The 20,312-nt window shown below is 41.0% G+C and carries 16 protein-coding genes; 7 read left to right on the top strand and 9 right to left on the bottom strand.

Going from position 1 to position 20,312, the window contains the following annotated elements:
- Positions 1 to 103 precede the first annotated feature (103 nt).
- Positions 104 to 1,000 carry an SDR family NAD(P)-dependent oxidoreductase gene (locus tag PHF18_RS00860; RefSeq protein WP_300097209.1) on the top strand — a complete coding sequence of 299 codons (897 nt, stop codon included), beginning with the start codon at positions 104 to 106 and terminating at the stop codon, positions 998 to 1,000.
- A gap of 137 nt (positions 1,001 to 1,137) precedes the next feature.
- Here PHF18_RS00860 and PHF18_RS00855 read toward each other — a convergent pair whose 3' ends face one another.
- Positions 1,138 to 3,021 (bottom strand): TIGR04279 domain-containing protein, encoded by a 1,884-nt coding sequence (locus PHF18_RS00855; protein ID WP_300097208.1) that lies wholly within the window; start codon positions 3,019 to 3,021, stop codon positions 1,138 to 1,140.
- Positions 3,022 to 3,119: 98 nt separating this feature from the next.
- Positions 3,120 to 3,998: a hypothetical protein gene (locus PHF18_RS00850; protein WP_300097207.1), complete on the bottom strand. Its 879-nt coding sequence runs from the start codon at positions 3,996 to 3,998 to the stop codon at positions 3,120 to 3,122.
- Positions 3,999 to 4,675: 677 nt separating this feature from the next.
- On the opposite strand from PHF18_RS00850, the gene PHF18_RS00845 reads away from it, so the two are divergent.
- Complete coding sequence (locus tag PHF18_RS00845; protein WP_300097206.1) at positions 4,676 to 4,873, top strand: hypothetical protein; 198 nt, start codon at positions 4,676 to 4,678, stop codon at positions 4,871 to 4,873.
- A 172-nt stretch (positions 4,874 to 5,045) separates the two neighbouring features.
- Here PHF18_RS00845 and PHF18_RS00840 read toward each other — a convergent pair whose 3' ends face one another.
- The 3 genes from PHF18_RS00840 to PHF18_RS00830 form a co-directional block, all read right to left on the bottom strand.
- The gene (locus PHF18_RS00840) at positions 5,046 to 5,702 is read right to left on the bottom strand and encodes an HNH endonuclease (protein ID WP_300097205.1); all 657 of its coding nucleotides are present in this window, start codon (positions 5,700 to 5,702) and stop codon (positions 5,046 to 5,048) included.
- Positions 5,648 to 6,328 carry an RNA-guided endonuclease IscB gene (gene iscB, locus PHF18_RS00835; protein WP_300097204.1) on the bottom strand — a complete coding sequence of 227 codons (681 nt, stop codon included), beginning with the start codon at positions 6,326 to 6,328 and terminating at the stop codon, positions 5,648 to 5,650. Before iscB ends, PHF18_RS00840 begins: the two co-directional genes overlap by 55 nt.
- A 356-nt stretch (positions 6,329 to 6,684) precedes the next feature.
- Positions 6,685 to 7,626, bottom strand: coding sequence for a hypothetical protein (locus PHF18_RS00830; RefSeq protein WP_300097202.1), 942 nt, complete (start codon positions 7,624 to 7,626; stop codon positions 6,685 to 6,687).
- Between the two features lie 767 nt (positions 7,627 to 8,393).
- Here PHF18_RS00830 and PHF18_RS00825 point away from each other — a divergent pair.
- Positions 8,394 to 8,657 (top strand): hypothetical protein, encoded by a 264-nt coding sequence (locus tag PHF18_RS00825; RefSeq protein ID WP_300097200.1) that lies wholly within the window; start codon positions 8,394 to 8,396, stop codon positions 8,655 to 8,657.
- A 702-nt stretch (positions 8,658 to 9,359) separates the two neighbouring features.
- Here PHF18_RS00825 and PHF18_RS00820 read toward each other — a convergent pair.
- Together PHF18_RS00820 and PHF18_RS00815 are read right to left on the bottom strand one after the other, a co-directional pair.
- Entirely contained in the window at positions 9,360 to 10,565 is a 1,206-nt protein-coding gene (locus tag PHF18_RS00820; protein WP_300097198.1) for a TIGR04279 domain-containing protein, read from the bottom strand.
- 98 nt (positions 10,566 to 10,663) lie between these two features.
- Positions 10,664 to 11,413: a hypothetical protein gene (locus PHF18_RS00815; protein WP_300097196.1), complete on the bottom strand. Its 750-nt coding sequence runs from the start codon at positions 11,411 to 11,413 to the stop codon at positions 10,664 to 10,666.
- Positions 11,414 to 12,063: 650 nt separating this feature from the next.
- Between PHF18_RS00815 and PHF18_RS00810 the strand changes: the two genes are divergently transcribed.
- Positions 12,064 to 12,300 carry a hypothetical protein gene (locus PHF18_RS00810; RefSeq protein WP_300097194.1) on the top strand — a complete coding sequence of 79 codons (237 nt, stop codon included), beginning with the start codon at positions 12,064 to 12,066 and terminating at the stop codon, positions 12,298 to 12,300.
- Between the two features lie 80 nt (positions 12,301 to 12,380).
- Here the strand turns inward: PHF18_RS00810 and PHF18_RS00805 are convergent, their stop codons facing one another.
- Positions 12,381 to 13,727, bottom strand: a complete 1,347-nt coding sequence (locus tag PHF18_RS00805) for a CPBP family intramembrane glutamic endopeptidase (RefSeq protein ID WP_300097192.1) — start codon at positions 13,725 to 13,727, stop codon at positions 12,381 to 12,383.
- Positions 13,728 to 14,374: 647 nt separating this feature from the next.
- Positions 14,375 to 15,262, bottom strand: a complete 888-nt coding sequence (locus PHF18_RS00800) for a DUF1616 domain-containing protein (RefSeq protein WP_300097190.1) — start codon at positions 15,260 to 15,262, stop codon at positions 14,375 to 14,377.
- A 1,044-nt stretch (positions 15,263 to 16,306) separates the two neighbouring features.
- Here PHF18_RS00800 and PHF18_RS00795 point away from each other — a divergent pair.
- From PHF18_RS00795 to PHF18_RS00785, 3 genes are all read left to right on the top strand, one after another.
- Complete coding sequence (locus tag PHF18_RS00795) at positions 16,307 to 17,278, top strand: glycosyltransferase family 2 protein (RefSeq protein WP_300097188.1); 972 nt, start codon at positions 16,307 to 16,309, stop codon at positions 17,276 to 17,278.
- Between the two features lie 833 nt (positions 17,279 to 18,111).
- Positions 18,112 to 19,056 carry a glycosyltransferase family 2 protein gene (locus tag PHF18_RS00790; protein ID WP_300097186.1) on the top strand — a complete coding sequence of 315 codons (945 nt, stop codon included), beginning with the start codon at positions 18,112 to 18,114 and terminating at the stop codon, positions 19,054 to 19,056.
- A 54-nt stretch (positions 19,057 to 19,110) separates the two neighbouring features.
- Positions 19,111 to 20,280, top strand: coding sequence for a glycosyltransferase family 4 protein (locus PHF18_RS00785; RefSeq protein ID WP_300097184.1), 1,170 nt, complete (start codon positions 19,111 to 19,113; stop codon positions 20,278 to 20,280).
- Positions 20,281 to 20,312 lie beyond the last annotated feature (32 nt).

Here is a 20,312-nt window from a genome sequence, read left to right as displayed (position 1 = left end):
CCATAATAATTGTGTTTTGCATGGGTTATTTCGTAACAGGCCCTCTGGAACTTTCAGGCCGGCATGGAAAATTATATTTTGTACCTTCCCCTTTTCTCAAAACATGAATGTGTTGGTTACAGGAGGGGCAGGTTTCATAGGCTCCCATATTGCTGAGTATTTCGCAGAAGCAGGACATAGTGTAAGGGTCCTTGACAATCTTACTACCGGGTTTTCTCGAAATATCCCTCAGCACAGAAATATCGAATTCATTCAGGGGGATATCTGTGATCCTTCTGCAGTTGAAAAGGCGGTCTCGGATATTGACTGCGTCTTCAATGAAGCTGCTCTTGTATCAGTGCCTCTCAGCTGTGAAAAACCAGTCGAGGCATTCCGGATAAACACTCTTGGAACACTTAATGTATTGCAGGCATGTGTCAGGGCTGGAGTTGAGAAATTTGTGACAGCATCCTCAGCTGCAATTTACGGGAATAACCCTGTACTTCCTAAAAGTGAGGGCATGTATCCTGAGCCTGCCTCACCTTATGCAATCTCCAAACTTGATGGGGAGTACCTTGCAAGGATGTTTTATGAAGAGCACGGGCTTCGGACCACCTGTCTGCGTTACTTTAATGTCTACGGTCCGCGCCAGGACCCAAAATCTCCTTATGCAGCTGTTATCCCCCTTTTTTTGGAAAGGGCAAAGGCAGGAAAAGACCTTGTTATTTATGGTGACGGACTTCAGAGCAGGGACTTCGTGCATGTCAGAGATGTTGTCAGGGCAAACGTAGCAGCCCTCGAGCACGGGGATGGTCAGGTCTTCAATGTGGCTATGGGAAAAAGCGTAACAGTCCTGGAGCTTGCTGAGAATATTATTAAATTGACCGGTTCCTCAAGCCAGATCATCCATGCCGGGTCAAGGGCAGGAGATGTTCGGGACTCAAGGGCAGATGTTTCAAAAATTGCCGGCTGGTGGAAAGGAGAGATAGAACTGGAACAGGGATTAAAAAGCCTGATTTAAGTATATAAGGACTTTAAGAACTTTAAGGACTGAATTTTCTAAAAACCTGATCAATTATTCAACAAGTAATCTTAAAAATCGAATTTGAACAGGAGAAAGAATCTCTCCTGTTCTTTCTTACTTTTCAGAATTTCCACTTACTCTTCAGAATCTTCATCTTCATCTTCATTGTTCTTGTCTATATTTTTCTTTATAATTGCCCCCGTTAGAATGATTACAAGGAAACCTATAAAGAAACTGACAATTTTTAATCCAGAGTTTCCTTTTTCTTTTGAAGCCGTCTCAGATTCCACACCTGTCTCTGAATTGTCTTGTTGTTCTGCATCTACGGTGGACTGATCCTCAGTTTCTCCTGCTTTTTCTCCAACCTCAAGGATATTCTTGCTGGCTGTAATTGCAAATGGGGAAAAACCTGGAGTTTCGGCTTCTAAATAGAGATACTCCTCATCTTCACCTACTTTTTCCGTGTTAAGGGAGTTCCACTGATCTCCACTGAAATGCTGAAGGGTTATTGTATCCATGTTAATGTTGTTTTCAGTTATCCAGTCCTTGCTAATCCTGAAGCCCACAATGGCGTTTTCAATGTTGTTTGAATTTGCAAAGCCGCCGTTTCCTACCCAGATATTAAGGTGTTTGTAGATCTCTCCTTCAGGCTCTGTAGGAGTAAGTGAGGATTTCTCTTTTAGTTCTTCAACAATAGTTGTTATCTTGCCTGCAGTTTTTTTGGCGTTGAACTGCACATAGCCGACAGGAGTGGCTTCTTTTGTGAACTCAAACCTGATTCTGTTGCCATTTGAGACAAACTTCTGGCAGAGCTCTTTTATTTTTACATTTTTCGCAGGCTCAGGGGAACCGCCGCCGCCGCCGCTTCCTCCGGAACTGCTGCCACCGCTTGATTTAATCTCGATCACCTTCTGGGAAAGCCCTACCAGTCCCTTTTCGGGGCTATATGCGCCCACAAGGAGGTAATAGGAGTCTACAGGCAGATCGAATGTGGTAAGTGACAGGGTTTTCTGGTCAGTTTCCCCTATTGCTATGGCGCCGTTTTCTGCCCCTATAAGAGTCTGGATTTCTGTCTGCAGTTCATTTTTGGTCAATTTTGACCTGTAGTTTGAGGAGTTAATGTCAAATTCATCAATAATATCTATATCGTTTATTATTACAGAAGTTCCGTCCCTGGTTCCATCGGAGTTGATTTCGATGTTTGCTTTGTATGCCTGTTTCTTTATGAGCACTGCTCCGTAGGTGCAAGCGGTTTCGTCGGGAACTCCTGTTATGCTTATTCCCAGGTTATTCCCTTTTTTGATACTTGAAAGGGAAGAGACGCCCAGGTCATATTCCGTAACCACGAAAGCGGTTGCAGAAAGGACTGTCAGGCTTCCGTCATCATTTTCCTGTAGCATGACTACGCTGTACTCGCCTGCATCGAGAGGCCCAAGGTCATAATCTAATAAGTCGCCGTTATCCCCTAGTGTGGCATAGTATTTTTTGTAATCCCCTTCTTCTATGTTGCTGTGGAAGAGGTTGTCCAGATCCCCTATGTTTCCTGCCTGAAATGCATCAAAAATCCCGTATATACAGTCCGAGTCGACTTTTAAGAGGTATACTTCAACATCTCCGTTCAGGTCCGACTTTCCATAATACGATATGGTTACATCGTCCGTAGGGAGGTAAATGGGATGGGTGCAGTAGGGAGAAGTTGATGGATAGGTTATGGTGTAACTTTCCCCTTCTTCCTTATTTAAGGTCCCGGAAGCTCCGCCATATTCCTTATATTTCGGGCCGTTATACGTGAGTTCTATCGGCTGAGGGAGCTGGATACTTCTGGCCTCATCTGGGCATCCCATTGTGATCCAGTTTCCTTCGTCAGGGTCGCTGGTATGGTCCAGGAAGTAAACCACTTTATCAGTAAAATTTAAATTGCCAACAGAATTTACGTCTGTTTTTCCACCCCCTGCCATTGCTGGTGCAGAGGTTAATACGAATATCGTAAGTATAAGTATCAATAGACTTTTTCTCAATTTACATGCCTCCATTTTCCCCATCGAATCTGTTTGATTCATCAGTTTCAGGATAGCAAATTGTTTGCATGCTATTGGCTGAAATTACTATTTTTTCTTCATTTTCTTTTTGAATACATGAGAAGGATTAGAACTGCTGCTCCCATTCCTCCAAGTATGTAGACTATATCTACGGGCAGTCCTCCTTTTTCATCAGGTCCAGACCCCCGAGATTCTATTTCTGAAACAGGTGTTTTATTTCCGTCTTCGGAGATTTGATCCGGATTTAAAATGGTTTCAGACTCATTTTTCTCTGTCTCTTCTACGGTTTCAGACTCAGTTTCCTTTAAAATAGAACCTGTGGGCACAACTGATGTCTTCTCTTGCTGAATGGTTATTTTTTTCTTGACGCCCCCAACACTTATTTCAAAGTCTCCAGGAGGGACAGCCTTTGTATTATAGGAGTAACTGAAATCCCCATCTGAATTCGCTTTTATCTGCTGAACAGCTGTGATTTTCAGGTTCACAGTCGAGGCTCCTCCGCTGGCATCTCCATCCATTTTTATCTGGTAGGTTCCCGGAGGGACGCTTGATTGTGTCACAGTTGCAGTGTTTCCAGAAGCTTCCGAACTTTTAGTCATCCAGATTAACATTTTTACCCTAACATTGAGGTTTCTGGCTTCTCTGGCCTGGACGGTAAAACGGTTTTTGAACCCTCCAGGGATTTTCACGCCTTCTAATATGTACTCGTACTCCCCCCCGGCTACCGGGGCGGCCTTTTCAAAAGTTACCTGTACTTCGATTTCCTCATCCGTAGATGCACTTCCTTTAATTCGAAGGGTATCTCCAAGAACGGGGGTTTCGGGGGATAAATCCCAGGTGCTAACTGCTGCAGCTGCAGGTGAGATTGTCAGTAAAGCCAGAATAAGAACTAAAAGGGAGGTGACCATAAAAGCAGACGTTTTTTGCCTTTTATGAGGATGAATAAATTTTTGCACGGGAACTACTCCTTTTCAGACAGGAACATGCTAATTATTTTTAGTGTTTGTGTATTTAAATTTTTTGTCATATCTGGCAAAATTAATCATTTATAATAATGTTAATAGGGATTATTCTATAGATTTTTGATGTTAATAATCCCTACATTTCTATTGGTAGTAATATTAAGTACTCAATAAATAAATTCTAAAATTATATACTTATTTTATTTTTTTAAAGTATATTCTGAGTTCTGCCTACTCACTCATTTTTTAAAATAAATAACCGCATACTTTTTATTTTTTACTCTCTCTTATTTTTGTAGTAAACTCTTTAGTAATGTTATTTGATGGTTATATTCTTTCCTTGTATTTCTTCTGTGAGCTTCTAAACATTCTAATCTCATAAACTTCTATCTGAAACTAGATGTCCTTCTTTAGATGCTGATTCTTCTCTATTTTGTTTCTATCTGTGGGGCTTTCGTCTATCATTCTATGATATTAATAAAATTAAAATAATATCTCAATCCTTTAATATCTCCGGAAACTTTTTATAGAACTCAATCCTTCTACATAACTAATGTCACAAAATAAGGAGTTTATCTGAGTTATTATTTAGGGGAGGTGTCTTTATTCTATTAAGCATAATTTCCTCAAGTGCAATTTCCTCGAGTGCAATTTCCTCGAGTGCAATTTCCATGGTTACGAGTCCCGGGCTTCCTCAGTACGGCGCAGCAGTAGTTGTCGGGCTAATTGCCCTCCTTTCTTTAAAGGAGGTCCTTTCGGCATCTGAGTACTGGAGTAAAACTCTTAATAGTTCCTTTAACCTGGCAATCCTGCCTTTGCTTTTCAGTTTTGTTTCTATTGTTTTTTTCAAGGTCGTAGAAATTATCTAAGATAGTTGAGAAGCAGAATTGGTTAAAACAGAACTCTTTAAAAATAGAAGTAAAACAGAACTCTTTAATAATAGAATTAAAACAGAAGAGACGAGATTTTCTGTTTTTATCTATTATATACTCTTTTTATTGTGAAGGCCCCTTTTTTTCAGGCTTCTTTTTTCATCTTACCTCAGCAGGAGACCCCTTCCTCGACAGTTCCGGCTTGCCGGAAATGGCAGGTGGGGGAAGAATGTGTCATCTGTACCATCTGAACTAATGTTGTACTCCTCGCACTCAGTCTCCTGCATTTTTTCTTAACATTAACACTATCTGAAATTTTATTTCCGAATATATCTGAGATTGAAAAATACCCGGATGACCGTTTTCCCCAGACTACCCCGATCCCGTTTTCCGTTTTTACAATATCAAATTTCCTGAGCCCAAACAGCTTTCCGGTAGGTATTTTCTTCTCTGATCTCTTCCCTTTTGTTTGCTGATAATCTCCCGCAGAAACGTTTCTTTTTAGAAAAACCGAATCTTCTACCTCTACTTTCTGATCGTCCCTGCAACAGATAGCAACAGCATCAAAGTAATGTGTTTTTAACAACTTCAAGACCTGCTCTCTCCTGTACTTTGTTTCGTACCCGAAAGTCTCTGCAAAACTCCAGCCGGATTTCCGGATTTGGGATTTGAGGATCCCGATTTCAGTTGCATGTTTTGTTTTTGACTTTTTCCCTGAAAGCTTGAATTCTCCATTGTGCAGGGCTTTGTGACAGGTTTCACAAAGCGTAATCAGGTTTTCAGGAGCATCTGTCCCTTCTGTGACCTGAAAACGATATGATGGCAATGTAGCCGGGAATCCTTTGACTTTCCCCTGCAGTGCTGGCAGGTGTAGCCGTCCCGATCCAGAACGTAAGCTTTGACATTGTAGAAGCCTTTAAGGTCCCCTTCCTGATACCCAACCCCGGAAACCTCCGGATTTTTTATTTTGTGAATATCAAAGGAAGCAAGTTCTACCTTCCACCCGGTTACAGGAAGCAGGGATTCCACAAACATCTTTTCCCGGAAATGAGCTTCAAGTTTGCTTTTGATGGAAGGAGCCAATCTTCCTTCTCTCCTTGAATTTCCCCGGTTATCAAATCTTGCAGGTCTATATCTTGTTTTTCTATCTCTTCTGGTTCTCCGGTACATCTTCCGTTGTTCCATCTTTTTCGAAACGTTTTCTCTCAGGTAAATTTCGGATTGATACAACACTTTTCCGTTAGCAATAGCTGCACAGCCTACGACCTTAGAGCCGGTATCCATCCCTGCAATTACAGGTTGAGTATAACCACTGCTTCCGAAAAGTAACTTGATTGTGAATGGAGTATTTCGGACCACTTTTGCCTTGCCTGCTTGCAGTAGCTTTCTGGCTTTTGAAGGTTTACAGGGCATTAGTGGTTTTTTGTTTTGATTGATTACGAAAACTAACATATAGTTTTCCTCCGAAGAGTTATGCGTATCCGAATTGTGGAGTCAATTCCGGAATCCGTCTTCCTCTCGATCTGATATGGAAAGGTTTAACGATGCAAGCACTGTCCCTACCTCTCAGGACTGTTTAACCGGCATCCTTAGAGCCTTAAACTGAGGCGGCATTCAAGGGTAACTATTTCTTTCCTATCGTTTACCGATTTTCCATTACTCCGAATCGGTGATCTGGTCAACCAGAGCTTGTTAGACAAGCCCCTTCCTCAAAAACCTGAGCCGTTAGGCGAAGGTTTTAGGGAGGGGTAGTTGACCTAATCGTTTCTGGAGATACTTATTAGGGGCCGTTGAATTGTCGCGGTCTTTTACTTCTTTTCTTTTTTGAATATATAACCAAGGATACCAAATGTTATTATAAATCCTCCTATCGTAAAGGCTATGTTGAGAAATAACCTGGTATTTTGGGAGCTTTCGGGAGCTTGAGTGTCTCCGGAAAGTTTAGTTTCCGCTTCTCCTATATTTTCTTCTGGATTTGAGGCCGTTTCAGGGGTTTCGGTCTCTTCCAGGGTTTCTGATGGGGTAGGTTCCGGATCAGAAATCATCTCCGGGGAAGATGTTGAGGAAGAGGAAGCTGAGGGTGAGGAAGCTGAGGGTGAGGAAGCTGAGGATGAAGACCCGCCTGAATAACTTTCAGATTCAATAGTTACTGTTTTTGTGATACCTCCCACATTAATCTCAAAGTCTCCCACAGGAACTGCTTTTGTGTTGTAGGAGTAACTGAAGTCCCCTCCCGAGTTAGCCTTTATTCCCTGAATAGCTGTGATCTTCAGGTCCACACTTGAAGCTCCTTCTGCGGCATCTCCGTCAATCTTTATTATGTAGGTCCCTGGTGGGACACTTGACTGGGATACAGTGGCAGTGTTTCCGGACGCATCTGCGCTTTTAGTCATCCAGATTAGCATTTTTACTCTCACATTCAGGTTTTTGGCTCCTGTAGCTTCGACATTAAAGTTGTTGTCGAACCCATTGGGAATCTCCACATCTTCAAGAATATATTCATACTTTCCTTCAGACACCGAGACTGTTTTTTCAAAGTTTACAAGCACATCGAGTTCTTCTTCCGGAGAGGCGCTCCCTTCTATACTGAGAGTGTCTCCGATGACAGGGTTTTCAGGGGAATATTCCCAGTCACTAACGGATGCAGCTGCAGGAGAAATCATCAGTAAAGCCAGAATAAAAACCGAAAGAAAAGTGGTCGTAAAAACCAATTCTTTTCTTATTTTATGGGAATTAAAGAGTTTGTGCACAAAAATCACTCCTTCTTCAAATCAGGGTATGATTCAGGTTTATGGGAGAGACGTAAAACCCATAAAATCTTTATTTCATGGAATATAAGTGTCAACTTCCATACCTTCTTACGTTATTGATTTTGCTAAATTGCTTCTTCTTTTAAATTAATTATATCTCGCTGTCCCCACAATGCAAAAACCAGGCGAGTTGGAAACAGGGCAAATAATCACGCTCATATCACTCTGAGGGGTAGAGGTAGTACCTGAGAAATCAGGACGTTGAAAGGTAGCTCAATCAAAACAAACTGACACCTGCGGAACGCGGGGATGAGCCTGTATGATTAGTTGACAATAGTCGGCAGGATGACTCAGGAAGCCCGTTACATCTTTAGATTTAGCGGGTAGTTCACTTTGTGTATATTTCGATTCCAGGTTCGTAGAATATTTGTAAAGTGAAATAATAGGACTATTAAATAAGTCGGATTATTGTGAATAGTTTTATTGAAATTATTATATAAAGTTTTACTCCTAGTTTACTGCCTGGAGATGTTTTGTATTCAATATTCTGAAGCATTTGATGTATATTTTTCTTAATTCTTTGAACAATGTGATATTTTAACAATAATGCGGAAAGCTCCTTCCTCAGCAGGCGTTAACCTGACAGGTGGGAGTATTTCACTTGTCTTATACAACAAGAAAAGTTTTTTATAGTATTTTGTCCTTCTATCACTAAATTTACTATTATCTTTAGTGGGTTTACTTTACTAATTACAGGAGGTCTTTTTATGCTTCTAAGCATTATTTCATCGAGTGCAATCTCTTCGAGTGCAATATCTTCAAGTGCGATTTCCATGGTTACAAGCCCTGGGCTCCCTCAGTATGGAGCTGCGGTGGTTGTTGGGCTCATAGCTCTCCTTTCCTTAAAGGAGGTTCTTTCTGCTTCTGAAAAATGGAGCAAAACGCTTAACAGTTCCTTTAACCAGGCAATCCTTCCTTTGCTCTTCAGTTTTGCTGCAATTGTCGTTTTCAAGGTTATAGAGATTGTTTGATTCCTTTTTTCCGGAACATTCACTCCCTTTTTCCATAGTTGCAGGCCTCTACTAGTTTTAACTCTCTTTTTTTCTCTTTTTTCTCTTTTTTCTCTTTTTTCTCTTTTTTCTCTCTTTTCTCTCTTTTTCTCTATTGTTCCAGGGGTATTCTGTACACCTCTGTTCCAGGGTAAAGTTTACGGGGCTCATCCCAAATTTTCTGCCTTATTGGACGTTTCTGGAACCCAAAATAAAAAATCCGTATCATATGGATTGCTTTGTTGATAATAGATTCAAACGGGGAGCTGGAACTCTTGAGGTAAATTATAAATAATTTTGGTAGGGTCAAATATAAATACTACTTCTGTACCCTTTGTGCCTTAACCCTCTAAAACAGTCATATCAACATTCTTCTACAGTGTGATGCGAAGGCTCCCATGGATCTCAGGGAAAAAATGAGGGAACTCGTGAACTACCCTCTCAAATTATAACCTTCAATAAATTCGTTAGGCGTCAACTATCCCTGAGCTAAAGACTCAGTGGCTTGTCTAAAAAACCCTGGTTAACCAGATCACAGATTAGGAGCAATGGATAATCGGTAAACGATAGGAACTAAATGGTTATAACAGAACTTTCTTTAAAAATAGACGTAAAACAGAAGACAGACGGTCTCCTGTTTTTTCCTGATAATTCACTCTCATTTAATTTCTTCGTGTTTCCCTTTTATTTAATTTCGACTTCGAGCTGGGTAAGCCCTGCAAGCCCATTTTCCGGGCTATATGCTCCCACAAAGAGGTAGTAGTCGCCTACAGGCAGGTCAAAAGCGGTAATTGATAGTGATTCCTGACCCACTTCTCCTATGGCTAAGGAGCCGTTTCCTTCTCCTATCAGGGTCTGGATTTCTGTCTGGAGTTCGTTTCTGGTAAGTTTTGACCTGTAATTTGAAGAGTTAATGTCAAATTCCTCAATAAGGTCTACATCGTTTATTATTACGGAAGTCCCATTCTTCGTGCCATTAGAATCGATTTCTATGTTTGCCCTGTATGCCTGATCCCTTATCAGTGCCGCCGCATAGGTGCAGTTACTCTTTTCAGGGGCACCCATGAGGTCCTCGATGCTTATATCCAGGTCTTCACCTTTTACTATACTTGAAGGGGAATCTACACATAGTTCATATTCAGTAACCACAAGGGCCGTTGCGGAAAGGGCTGTCAGGCTACAGTCTTCATTTTCCTGCATCATGACTATGCAGTACTCGCCTGCATCGAGAGGTCCAAGGTCATAATCTAATAAGTCCCCGTTATTCCCGAGTTCGGCACAGTATTTTTTATAATCTCCTTCCTCCACGTTGCAGTGGAAGAGGTTGTCAAGGTTCTCTATATCCCCCGCCTTAAATGCATCAAAGAGGCCGGATGCACAGTCTGAGCTCACTTTAATGAGGTATATTTCCACATCTCCTTCCAGGCCGGATTCCCCATGGAACGACATGGTCACGTTTTCCTCTGGTAGGTAAATAGGATGGGAGAGGTAGTCCAAAGTTGAAGGATAGGTGATGGTGTAGTTTTCATCTTCGGCTTTGAACAGGGTCGCGGAAACTCCTCCATACTCCTTATATTTCGGGCCTGAGTATGTGAAATTTATTGGTTGAGGGAGTTGAACCCTTCTCCCCTCGCAGGGGTTCCCCAGAGTGATCCAGTTCCCTTCTTCAGGGTTGCTTGTATGATCCAGGAAGTAAACCACTCTGTCGGTGAAATTTATAGCGCCAATTGGGTTAACATCTATTTCTACATCCGTTCTGTTTTTACATCCATCTTCGCATTTTGCATCTAGTTTTCCACCCTCTGCCATTGCCAGGACAGAGGTTAATATGAATGCTGTTACTATGAATATCAATAAACCTTTTTTCAAGTTCAATATATTCTTTCCCAAACTATATACCTCCATTTTACCCATTGAATTTTTTAGATTCTCCAGTTTCAGGAGCGCAGGATTTTCATGCTATTCTGGCTGAAATCGCTTGCTTTATTTCACTTTCTTCTTGAACTAATGATAAAAATAATAATAATCAATGCTCCAAATCCTCCAATTATATAGGACACATTGAATTTGGAGGGGGTCGTTTTCTTTTCAATCTCAGATGAGGTTTTGCCTGAGGCATTTTCAGATTTAAGGGTCACTTCTTTTGTGATGCCTCCCACATTTATTTCAAATTCTCCTGGTGGGACGGCTTTTGTGCTGTAGGCATAACTGAAGTCCCCTCCCGAGTCAGCCTCTATTCGCTGTAGAGCCGTGATCTTCAGGTCCACATTTGAAGCTCCCTCTGTGGCATCCCCGTCAATCCTTATCCTATAGGTTCCCGGTGGGACACTTGACTGGGATACGGTGGCAGTGTTTCCGGAAGCATCTGCGCTTTTAGTCACCCAGAGTATCATTTTGACCCTTACATTCAGGTTTTTGGCTCCTGTAGCTTCGACCTTAAAGTTGTTGTCGAACCCCCTGGGGATCTCCACGCCTTCCAGAATATATTCATACTTTCCCTCATATACCGGGATTGTTTTTTCAAAGTTTACAAGCACATCGATTTTTTCTCCCGGAGTTGCACTCCCTCCTATACTGAGAGTATCTCCCAAAGCAGGCTCTTCAGAGGACAATTCCCAGCTGCTTACAGATGCAGCTACAGGAGAAATTGTAAGTAAAGCTAAAATCAGAATTGAAAGGGAGATCTTTTTAATAATCAGTTTTTTTCTCCTTTTACAGGAAGTAATTGTTTTTTGCATGGGAATTACTCCGGATTCAAGACTTTTAAGCGGGATTTCCCCCTACTTCAGCGGGGAGATTAATGCTTCATATTTCTTGATTTTCTTTATCAGTGCTCCTTATTATGCCCTCACTACGTATATTGCTCCAGATAACCTCGACACTTCCGGAGTGGAGTAGGGCACTGCAATAAGCAGATAACAGCTTAAGTTGAGACTACATCATTGGAATCTGGTTTATTTGGTATGGGGTTGGCAACAACCTCGCCGAAAGTAACCTTTGAAGCGTCTTGATAGAACTGGGTTGCTATTCTCGCAAGAGAATTCAGGAGTGGTTCTCCCCAGGTCAACCAGCCATACGTATAAAACGATCCGCAACAGCGGGGATATACAGATCCGTTACTTCAGTGCCGGGCGGTTAACATTAAAGACATAGTTAGGGTATATTTTGTGTATGTCTTTCTTAAGTTTGGAGAGGATTTCTGGCTGTGTGGCCCTTTATATTTTTGAGACCTTTGAGACATATCTTTTCCGTCTATATTTTTATCCTTATATTTAATTATGATTTAAATAACATTATTTTATGTTTATATCCCTTTCTTTTTTTCCATATTTTTTCTTAAATATTTTAATGCTTGAAAATCCCTAATACCAAAATTGCCAAGACATCTATGAAAATTCAGTTTCTTGCTCTTTTTCGGACTTTTCCGGATTTTTCAGGTGTCTTTGAAGGCAGAGGGAAAGGGAAGACATCAGGGGAGAAATCAGGGAAGAAATCAAGGGAAAAATCAGGGGAGAAATCAGGGGAGAAATCAGGGAAGAAATCAAGGGAAAAATCAGGGACGAAATCAGGGGAGAAATCAGGGGAAAAATCAGGGAAGAAATCAGGGGGAAAAGATGGGCTGTAAAGATTGGGTAATTGGGAAGAGAAATGAGTAAAATGATAAATTGAGGTAGTTGGGCGAGATCTGAGGTGAATTATGGGGGTTCAGAAAAAGGTCCAGCTACTCAGATGAAGAGGAATGACTCCAAAAAGGAAAACATTGACAAAACCGTGGATAGTCGCAATAAAGGGCAGACTTTTTGTTTTATAAAAGGTGAAGCCCATGATGAATCCTACAAAACCGGTGTAGAGGATTTCGTTGAAAGTGCCGTACCCTGAGTGCATGAGTCCGAAAAGGAAACTTGAAATTAACAGGGCTTTCCTTATACCAAGCGCCTGCTCCAATCCTGTCTGGAGGATCGACCTGAATATAAGTTCCTCTACGAGGCCCACGAAGAAGACCATGATAAGGGTAAGCTTGAGGAGATTTTCAAAAGAAAGGTTCGGGACCAGGGCTCCTGTATGGATGGTCAGGTATTCTCCAAACCCCAGCAGGAAGCCCAGGGGAATCGATAGGAACATGTAAGTCGTGATATGTTTTAAGGTAATTCCTATCTTTTCGGGGGCTTGCTGCTGGTGCAGTAATACAACTATTACAGGGAGTGCCAGGGGACCATAGATGAAGATAAAGGTATAGAGAGTTGTATTGAAAAAGATCGGCATGGAAAGGTTTACGAGCCTCAGGACGGGGAGGAGCATCAGAGCCTGGTGAATTTTGTTGATCTCGGTTTCCTTTATGAACATTGTAGTAAGAGCAAGTGCAATCATGTTTCCTATGTGCAGCCAGACAGCGAGCCCCATGTTGCCTGAGAAGATCAGGAGTTCGGCCAGGGTTATGCTCAGGACAGGGAGTCCTATAAGAAGCATGAGCTTTTTTGGATCCGATTTTTCCTGGACTGTATTTTCTGACTCTGTCAATTTCCTGGTTTTCCAGGGATACGAGATTTTGAGGGTTTTTATCAGATCAGATTTTTTTGCATTTATTCCTGACCATTTTGCAGTTATTTGTGAATATACGATAAAAACAAGAACTGCAGCTCCAGCTCCGGTCAACACATAGGCTATGTTTATATACAGATCGGTTTTCAGAAAGGATTCGGACTCTGGAATTTCTTCTTCCGGAAGATGGGGGTTAGTGTTTTCCGGCTCAAGGGTTTCATCTGAAGCTAAAATAGTTTTGGGGCCCTCCCCCTCTTCCAGATTTTCTGAGGGCACTGGTTCCAAAACAGCTGCTGTTTCCTGGGTTGGGGCACCTGATGCTACATTTTCTCCGGTTGTGTTTTCTTTTATATTAAGGGAGTCCTCAAAAACTGGGTTTCCCGAAAAAACCCCCCGATCGTTTACAGATGCAACTGCAGGAGATATTGCCAGTAAAACTAGAATCATAACCGAAATGGAGGTGATCACAAAAGCCAGTTTTTTTCTACTGGGGGATTTAATGGGGGTTTTCACGGGATATTACTCCTTTTCCAGATGAGGGGCTAATTCAGGCCTGGTCTGTGTAATCTCTGAATGTTTTTACTCTGTTTAATACAGTGAAGTATTCGGATATTTACTATATTTTTTACTCTGTTTAATACACAGTGAAATCTTCGGGATATTCTGAAGCTCTAGATATTTATGACTTTTACTGCGAACGTTGTATAAATTTTTATCGATAGTCGGGGGTTTTTTCGTGGGATATTCGGACTTTGATCTCATTTGCTTCGCAGAAAATCCGGGGTCACACGCGAAGATAAAGGTGTAATGTCAGGCTCTCAAAATGAATAATTGAATAAGTTTACTTGTTTGAGATGGGAAAAAATGGGTATAGTGGATTTTGTAGGCATATGGGTCCTTTATGGATATGGTGGAAAGAGAAAGTGTAATCATGTTTCCTGTCAGTCAGGCCAAATCCCAATGTTGTCAAGAAGATCCAGAATTCAACTCTGGTTTGAGGATAGGGGCCCCAGTAAGGAGTCTCTGCTTTCCTGCCTCGGGGTTTTGCCTTCTTTTTTCCGGACCGGTTTCCAGATATATCGGGATTCTGCGGCTTTTCAGAGGAATTTTTACGAGCCCTTCGAAATCACACCTCTGCAGCCCCCTGGACTTTTGCACCCTCACCTATCCGTTGAGTTTACATTTATCCAGAGGTGTAGGTCCCTGTAGGGCGTGTTTTTGTCGGTATCGTTGAAGAGCAGGAACTCAAGTTTCATATCCTTTCCCTCGACCGGTGGGGTGAGCGTCAGGGGTTTTTCCCAGGTCTCATTATGTGCAAGCGTGACCTGTTGAAGGTCTTTTGGCAGGGGCAGAGATTTGTTTTCAAGCCTTAATTCCATTGTGTAATTTACTGGCCTGTATTCGTGGTTTACAACCCCAACAATTACTCCTCCGCTTTCCCCAAGTGTGTAGTTTGTCGGGTAATTGTCAGCTTTCCCTTCAGGCCCGAGGACGTAGAATTCTGTGAAGTGTTCCCCTTCTTTTGGGGTGATAATTACATAAAAAAGGGTTGCAACCGAGAGAAGGATGGAAAGGACCAGGATAATTGTGAGGACTCTGTCGAGTCCGGATGCGGGTTTTTCCAGGATTTCGGCTTTAAGCCCGAGTGCCATTTCCCTGAAAGGTACTTCGAAAGCATCGGCGTCTGGGAGGGTTGCCCGCCTCAGGTATGCAAGCCCGCACATTGCAAGTGTGAACACGGACAGGCTTATAAGGATTGGCAGAAGCCGAATTCCCCAGGGAGTATAGTTAAGGCCGAGGCCAATCAGGGGCACTACTGCAATGCTCAGCCCGAAGGATAGGGCTGTCCTTTCGATCCCGTCAAGGTCGGATTTCGCAGGAAAGAGGGCGGCAATCAGGGCATACCCGGGCAGGAAGAGTACAAGGGGCAGGCCGAGGATATTGCGGAGCACAGTTTCACGTAATCCGGGTGTGAGTACAAAGAGATCGGTAAGGATCACAAGCCCAATAACGGTCAAGAGGTCTGATGGAAATTTTTTTCCGGTCATAAGGTCATCCGGCGTATAATTTAAAAAATTCTATACTTCTTAAATATTTTATATTTCTCAAATTTCTTTTGGGAAAATAACATATCTTTTTCTCATCCATTTTATTCTTTCGCTTGTTTTCGTTTTACTCAATCATTTACTCAATTAATTCAATCAATTTTATTCAATCATTTTTATTTGATCAATTTCTCTTTAACCTGGCAATTCTATTATTTTATTTATATGTATCTTTTTTGTATCCTCTTCAAATTCTATGGGGAAAAGTAAGTTTCACATCTTTGCTGAGCAATATCTTTGCTGAGCAATATCTTTGTTGAGCAATATCTTTGCTGAAAAATATCTTTGCTGAAAAATATCTTTGCTGATTATTTAAAAATTTAGCCAGGTCTAAAAAAATACTTAAGATACACATCCAAGCATATATAATGGCTTAACTGTGTAATAAAATTGTCGTATGTTTTGCTGGTTGGAAAATTCTCCCCCGGTTGAAGAGAATACTATTTTTTGATTAAACTTACTTTATTTTAGGATACACTTTTCCCGTCAAACCCGAAAATACAATCTCAATTTATTTCGCAGACGCGGCAAGTGGGGCTAGAGTTGAATTGAGCTCAAAATTTTTGATCCCTGAAAATCACTTTTAGGAAATCCGAGAAAGCCTGCGGCACCCGGGCACTTAAATTTCGTGTTCTTATGATATTGTTTTTTTTTCGGAATCAGTTTTTTATTTTTGATTTCTTATATTCTTACTTTCATGTTTCAGATGATTTTTGCAGCCGAGTATATCAATCGTATAATGTTATATTTATCATACTAAGGGCGCTGCCGCTGTTATTATAACTTACGGATTATTCTATTGCAGTGCGTCTGTCAATAAATTTATATATTCCCGGCCCAGATGTCTATCTAAAAAATTAAAATATATTGGGACTTCAAATAGTCCCTTAAAAATTCAACCTATCATGCCATCACTGGCATTAAGTGACTTTTAAGCCACTATACTTATCTCTACTTCATAATACAAATTTAAAAGGGGTCATACAAATGAGTAGTGAACTGCTTATGGACAAGAGTACCCGGTACCCTGTTCATAAAGAGAACCAGCGTATCAGGGGGGCATCCTCTAAAAATATAACTGTTATCCTTCCGGCCTATAATGAAGAAGTCTCAATCGGAAGCTTAGTCCTTCTCTCCAGACTCTATGCTAACAATGTGGTCGTTGTCGATGACGGCAGCACGGACCTGACAGCTGAAGTTGCCAGGAAAGCCGGAGCTGAAGTAGTGGCTCACGGGGATAACAGAGGAAAAGCCGAAGCCCTCAAAACAGGGTTTAAAACTGCAGCCGCCATCGGCGCAGATATTATAGTTACAATGGACTCGGACGGGCAGCACAACCCTTCCGACATCCCGAAGCTCGTTGCCCCCATCCTTGAAGGAAATGCCGAGATGGTAAACGGCAGCCGCTACCTGAATTATCAGGGAAAAAACACCTCCCTCTACCGCCGCGCCGGCCAGACAATGCAGGGCACAACTGTACAAATGAACTTTAACCTCAAAATAACCGATACACAGAGTGGTTTCCGTGCCTTTGCAGCCTCTACAAAAGACATCTTCCGGTTCAGCGGTGAAAAAACAGCCATAGAAAACGAAATGCTTGCAGATGCAGGCAGGTCAGGCGTCCGTATATCAGAAGTTGAGATCGGAGCCTTCAAGCCCTCCGAAACCACTACCCGAAACCCGGCAAAGTACATCCGTGGAGCCCTGAAATCCGTGGTTGAGGACATAGAAACCAACAGTCCTCTGTACCTTTATTCAGTGCCAGGCTTTGCCCTTGCAACATGTGGTTTCTATATGGGTTTCAAGTTCCTCGAAGCCTTTTTCCTGGGCAGTGCAGGCATTAACTTCGGACACACATTCCTTATGGTCTTCCTGTTCGTTGCAGGTGCTTACATGACCCTTCTGGGAATAGTAGAGCATTCCATGGCAAGAGAGGTCAGACAAACCGAGTCTGTTTAATTATACGCTTTCAGCCCCTCTTTTAAATTATTTTCATCCATACTGGGGGACTGAATTAGTTTTTTAGTGTCTATTTCTTGATTACCCTTCTTAGTTTTCGAGGCACTTCTCTCCTTCCCGTCGAAAAATAGATTTAATTTATTCATTTCTCAGGTATTCATTTTCACACGGATATTCTTCTTTTTTCTTATTTTTCCGCCACATAATAATGCGGCAAGTGCCCTCAGAGAGATTTGGTTCACAAGGGTCATACCGAGGAGAAATACCTCTGGAGGATTTTTGAAATTTCGTCTTAGGTGGTGGAAGGTGATTATGAAGTCAAAAGATAACGTTTTTTGATATACCCCTCTATTTTATCATGTTTTTATTTTTGCAATCTAATAAACACAGTCATTTTTCTATAACTTTTAGTCAATCCTATAGTATTATTTTTATTTAAACAACGGTTCTCATATCATTTTTATTACTTTATTTATATTATATTTTGAGTTCATATCGAAATGTTTATATAGTTCTATTTCCCACATTATCTAAAAAACTCGCCTGTGTTATTTAATTAAAACAGTCATCACATAATTAAAGCCATGAAGCTTATCATCACTTCTCTAGTATATATCTAAATATTTTCTCTAAAAATTTTTATCATCAACTTTCAAAGGGGTTTATTCAAAATGAGTACCGAACAGTGTATAAATAATCATGGATCAATAAATTAGTTTATAAAAGTTGGTTTAATAAATGTTGGTTCACAAAATGTTGGTTCAAAAAATGTTTTTGGCTTCTGTTTACAGGTATGAAATCCCTATTCCTTTTTTTGTCTATCTGGTGATGTTATGAAATTAGTAGTAATGATTCCTTGTTGCGATGAAGAGAAAACAATTGCCTCTGTTATAGAAGAAATCCCCCGCGACTGTTGTGACGAGGTTGAGATTCTGGTCATCGATGACGGCTCAACCGACAATACGGTTCAAGAAGCTGAAAAAGGAGGCGCAGATCGAATTCTCAGCTTCAAGAAAAACAAAGGTCTTGCCCCTGCCTTCAGAGCAGGCCTTCAGGCCGCCCTTGAAATGGGTGCCGACATAATCGTAAATACCGATGGAGACGGCCAGTACAACGGAAAAGAAATCCCCAAACTCATAGAGCCTATCCTCGACAACAGAGCCGACTTTGTCCTTGGCTCCCGTACAAAGGGCCATATCGAATACATGCCTCTCCAGAAAAAAATAGGAAACAGAATCGCAACCTTCATCACGAGGCAGGTTACGGGTTATCCGGTCTCCGATGCTCAGTCCGGTTTCAGGGCCTTTACCAGGGACTGCGCCATGCGCCTGAACGTCATGGCCGATTACACCTATGTCCAGGAAACCCTTATCCAGGCTACCTACTATGGCCTTGTGATCGAAGAAGTCCCAATCGAGTTCAGAAGAAGGAACGCCGGCCCTTCCCGCTTGATCTCAAATATCTGGAAATATGCCCAGAGGGCAGGGGTTACAATTGCAAGGGGTTACCGTGACTTCCATCCTCTTGATACCTTTTTTGGCATTGGTTCCTTCTTTATCTTAGTAGGTCTTCTTTTCGGGTTTCGGGTACTTTTCGGATATTTTAAAACAGGGGTCGTGGCAGGGTATTTGCCTTCAGCTGTGCTGACCGTGTTACTGATACTTATTGGGGTCTCCACTATGACTCTTGGAATGATAGCTGATATCCTGAAAACCCAGCGGAAAATCCAGGATGAGATTTTGTACAGGTTGAAGAAGATGGAGTATGATAATCAATAATTATTTTTTTATTCGAAGCTCTTTAAATAAAACTGCAAAACAAGGATGAATTCAATGGTAGATAAAGTCCTTTCTGAAGGTTCAGTTACTCTTATTGGATCATTACCTCCCATAAAAGGAATTAGTCCGTACTGTTGTGAGTTGATGTTATCACTTTCAAAAATCATTCCAGTAGAATTTATTGGCTTTGAGAAAATGTATCCTGATTTCCTGTATCCAGGAGGAAAATCAAAAGAAGAGGGCAATATCTCTGATTTCTCACAAATAAGCAATGTGTCCATAAGAAATTTTTTGACATACTATAATCCTTTCACATGGATCTGGGCAGGCTTAAGTATTAAAAGTAAGGTGGTTCATGCTCAATGGTGGAGTCATGTTTTAGCTCCCGTTTACTTTGTGATCTTATCTATCTGCAAGCTCAGAGGGAATAAAATTATAATAACAATCCACAATGTGACTTCTCACGAAAACAATGGATTTAATCAATTCTTAAATAGGAGCATATTATTTTTTGGAGATCATTTTATTGTACATTCTTCAAAAAATAGTGAACAATTGTCTGAAATTTATAGTATCCCAAAGGAAATAATTTCTCTTGTGCCAATTGGTAGTTCTATCTCTTATAATACTCAAGTAGTTTCACAGAACGAAGCAAGAGAAAAATTAAAACTTCCCTTAGAGAAGAAGATAATACTATTCTTTGGACACATCAGGGAATATAAAGGTCTAGATGTCTTATTGGAAGCATTTGCTACTGTAACAAGCGAAATGAATGATATTCTGTTAGTGATAGCTGGAACACCATGGGAAAAATGGGATAAATATGAGGAAATAATTCAGAAATACAATTTGACTGAAAATATAAAACTATTTCTTCAATTCATTCCTTCAGATGATGTTAAATATTTTTATCATGCTTCAGATGTAGTTGTTTTGCCGTATAAAGACTTCACATCTCAAAGTGCTGTAGGGTCAGTTACATTATCTTTTGGTAAACCCCTGATTGTAAGCAATGTTGGTGGTCTTTCTGAATTTGTGACGAATAAAGATTTTGTTGTGGAACCTAACAACTCATGTGAACTGGCTGATAAAATCCTATCTGTATTGAGAGATGAAATCTTACTAAAAATATTAGCCGAAGACTCTAAAAAGTTGGCAGATGAATATTCGTGGGATAAAGTTGCAGATAAAACAGTTAGTTTGTATAGTAAACTGTTGGAATAAAATAGTGTTTCTATATCTGTTACCATGCAGGT

Source organism: Methanosarcina sp. (assembly GCF_028693135.1).
Lineage (GTDB): Archaea > Halobacteriota > Methanosarcinia > Methanosarcinales > Methanosarcinaceae > Methanosarcina.
The sequence above is the reverse complement of the archived record's forward strand: the minus strand, read 5'-3'. Positions and strand labels throughout refer to the sequence as shown.